The 3,417-nt window shown below is 72.7% G+C and carries 3 protein-coding genes and 1 pseudogene; 1 reads left to right on the forward strand and 3 read right to left on the reverse strand.

All coding sequences use genetic code 11. From position 1 onward, the window contains the following. Positions 1-286: 286 nt before the first annotated feature. Both ASF38_RS03590 and mshA read right to left on the reverse strand, forming a co-directional pair. Complete coding sequence (locus ASF38_RS03590) at positions 287-796, reverse strand: YbjN domain-containing protein (RefSeq protein WP_082480340.1); 510 nt, start codon at positions 794-796, stop codon at positions 287-289. Positions 797-800: 4 nt separating this feature from the next. Next, positions 801-2,051 (reverse strand): D-inositol-3-phosphate glycosyltransferase, encoded by a 1,251-nt coding sequence (gene mshA / locus ASF38_RS03595; RefSeq protein ID WP_235497418.1) that lies wholly within the window; start codon positions 2,049-2,051, stop codon positions 801-803. A 115-nt stretch (positions 2,052-2,166) separates the two neighbouring features. On the opposite strand from mshA, the gene ASF38_RS03600 reads away from it, so the two are divergent. Then, positions 2,167-2,943: an SDR family NAD(P)-dependent oxidoreductase gene (locus tag ASF38_RS03600; protein ID WP_055963209.1), complete on the forward strand. Its 777-nt coding sequence runs from the start codon at positions 2,167-2,169 to the stop codon at positions 2,941-2,943. Positions 2,944-3,016: 73 nt separating this feature from the next. On the opposite strand, the pseudogene ASF38_RS18695 reads toward ASF38_RS03600, so the two are convergent. After that, positions 3,017-3,417 (reverse strand): annotated as a pseudogene (locus ASF38_RS18695) (MFS transporter); the annotation flags it as partial.

Consider the following 3,417-nt stretch of genomic DNA (forward strand, 5'->3'; position numbering starts at 1 on the left):
GTCCTGGAAGGGCAAGCGTCTGCGAGCCACGGTGCGTGGCACCAAGGCGGGGTACAGCACGTTCACGAGCACGACCAGCTCGTCGGCGAAGGTCTCCCTGCCCGGTCGGACCGACCCCGTCTCCTCGTGGAACTGCCCGTCGTGGGCGCCGATCAAGGGCAACGAGAGCTCGATGATCTACCACATGCCGCACCAGCGGTACTACAAGGCGACGAAGCCGGAGGACTGCTTCTCGACCCAGGCCGCCGCCCGGAGGGCCGGGTACCGCAAGGCGAAGGTCTAGACCTCAGTCCTTCGGGCGCAGGTGCTCGAAGGCGGCCAGGTTGGCCGTCGACTCGCCTCGGGACTCGCGCCACGCCCACTCCTTGCGGATGGACGAGGCGAAGCCGAGCTCGAGGATCGTGTTGAACGAGTCGTCCGACGCCGAGAGCACGGCGCCGAGGAGACGGTCGACCTCGTCGGCCGTGACCGAGTGCAGCGGCAGCCGGCCGTCGAGGTAGACGTCGCCCGCGGAGTCGATGGCGAACGCGACGCCGTACAGCTTGAGGTTGCGCTCGAGCAGCCAGCGGTAGACGCCCTCGTGGTTCTCGTCGGGGTTGCGCGCGACGAAGGCGTGCACGCCCAGCGTGTGCCGGCCGACGTCGAGGCGCGTCGTGGTCTTGAGCTTGCGCTCCCCCGGCAGGTCGACCTCGACCACGGTGAGGCCGTGCCGCACGTGGTCGAGCCCGGCCGAGGCCACCGCGTCGAGGATCACCTCGAGCGCCTGGCGCTGGTCGGTCGTCAGGTCGTCGCTCATGTCCTCACGCGTCCTTCGTCGTCCCGTTGTCGCCGGCCCGCTCGTCGAAGGCCCGGGCGTAGACCTCCAGCACCCGGTCGACGGTCGCGTCCCAGCCGAAGCCCGTCGCGTGCGCCACCGCCTTCTGGCCCAGGGCGTCGCGATGGGCCCGGTCGGTGAGCAGCGGGTGCAGCGCGTCGGCGTAGTCCCGCGGGTCGTGGCCGTCGACCAGCACACCGCTCACGCCGTCGGCGACCGCCGTCGACAGACCCCCGACGCGCGCGGCGACGACCGGGGTGCCGCAGGCCTGGGCCTCGATCGCGACGAGCCCGAACGACTCGTTGTAGGACGGCACGCAGACCACGTCGGCGGCGGCGTACCAGCCGGCCAGCTCCGCCTGGGTGACCGCCGGCTCCAGCCGGACGACGTCGGCGATCCCGAGGTCGTCTGCCAGCTCGACGAGCGAGGTCGGACGATCCAGCCCGCTGCCCGAGGCACCGCCGACGACCACCACCTGGAGCCGCTCCCGCAGCGCCGGGTCGCGATCGATCATGACGGCAGCCGCGCGCAGCACCACGTCGGGAGCCTTCAACGGCTGGATGCGGCCGGCGAAGAGCAGCACCGCGGCGTCGTCGGGAAGGCCGAGAAGCGTGCGGGACTCGTCGCGGCGCCCGCTGCGGAACACCTCGAGGTCGACCCCGGGATGGACGACGTCGACCCGGTCCGGCGCGGCACCGTAGAGGTCGACGAGCTCGCGTCGCTCCTCCTGCGTGTTGGCCACCAGCCGGTCCGCGATGCGCACGATCTCCTCCTCGCCCGCGACGCGGCCGATCGGCTCGGCCCGGTCGCCCTCGGCGAGGTGGGCGTTCTTGACCTTCGCCATCGTGTGCATCGTGTGCACGAGCGGCACGTCCCATCGCTCGGCCGCGACCGTCCCGACCTGGCCGGACAGCCAGTAGTGGCTGTGGACGAGGTCGAAGTGGTCGGGGCCGGCCACGACCTCGGCCCGCAGGACGTCGCGCACGAAGCCGCACAGCTGGCTGGGCAGGTCGTCCTTGGTGAGTCCCTCGAACGGTCCGGCCGTCACGTGCCGCACCACCACACCGGGCGCGGCCTCGACCACGGGCGAGAGGTGTCGCGACGTGGCCCGCGTGAACACCTCGACCTCGACGCCGCGCCGGGCGAGGCGACGGGCCAGCTCGAGCACGTAGACGTTCATCCCGCCGGCGTCGCCGCTGCCCGGCTGCTCCAGGGGCGACGTGTGCGCCGAGAGCATGGCCACGCGGCGGGGTCGGCGGGAGGTCGTCACCGGACCATCTTGACGCTCCCCGCCCACCTCCGCAGCGAGAGGGGCGCGCCGTCGACGTCGACACCGGTGCGACGATGGCGTCATGGTCGAGCAGAGTCCCGCCCCGTCCCAGCAGGTTGGCCGCCCCGTCGCCGTCGTCACCGGCGCCAGCAGCGGCATCGGCGCCGCGAGCGCACGGCACCTCGCAGCCGCGGGCTACCGCGTCGTCTGCGCCGCGCGCCGCGCCGATCGCATCCAGGCCCTCGCCGCCGAGATCGACGGCATCGCCGTGCCCTGCGACGTGACCGATGCCGAGCAGGTGCGAGCGCTCGCCGAGGCCGCGGGTCCCGCGGTGAGCCTGCTCGTCAACAACGCCGGTGGCGCCCTGGGCCTGGACCCCGTGGAGCACGCCGACGCCGAGGACTGGCGGCGCATGTACGAGATCAACGTGATCGGCACCCTGCAGGTCACCCGGGCCCTGCTCCCCGCGCTCGAGGCCAGCGGCGCCGGCACCATCCTCAACGTCGGGTCCACCGCCGGGCGCATCGCCTACGAGGGCGGCGGCGGGTACACGGCGGCCAAGCACGGGGTCGCGGTGATGACCGAGACGCTCCGCCTCGAGCTCCTGGGCCGTCCCGTGCGCGTGTGCGAGGTCGCCCCCGGGATGGTGCGCACCGAGGAGTTCGCGCTCACGCGGTTCGACGGCGACGCCGAGCGGGCGGAGGCCGTGTACGCCGGTGTCGACGAGCCGCTCACGGCCGACGACGTGGCCGACGTGGTGGCGTGGATCGCCACCCGACCGCAGCACGTGAACGTCGACCTCGTGGTCGTCAAGCCGATCGCGCAGGCGTCGCAGCACAAGGTGCACCGGACCTCCTGAGAGCTGCGACCCCCGACACGCAGCGACCCCCGACACCTCGAGGTGTCGGGGGTCGCTGCGCATGCGGCGGGTGTCAGTGCACGACGACTGGAGGGCGGTCCTCGTCGGCGAGGAGCTTGGACTCCTCGCGCTTGCGCGGCATGAACGCGACCGGCACGAGCGCCACGACGATGAGCGCGAGCGCCACGAGGTAGGTGCTGTGGAACGCGTCGGCCATGTCCTGCAGGACGGTGGCCTGGAACCCGTCGCCGAGCCGTTGGGCGACCTCCAGGGCCTCCTGCGGCGGTGGGGTGCCGGTCCGCTCGGCCTCGCCGATCGCCTGGCCGGCCGTGACCGCGGCGGAGTCCTTGAACCCGTTGGTCAGCAGCACCGTCATGATGGCGACGCCGATGGAGCTGGCCACCTGCTGCACCACGTTGATGAGCGTGGAGCCGCGGGCCACGTCGTGCGCCTTGAGCGTCTTCAGCGCCGAGG

This window comes from Aeromicrobium sp. Leaf272, from assembly GCF_001422865.1.
GTDB lineage: Bacteria > Actinomycetota > Actinomycetes > Propionibacteriales > Nocardioidaceae > Aeromicrobium.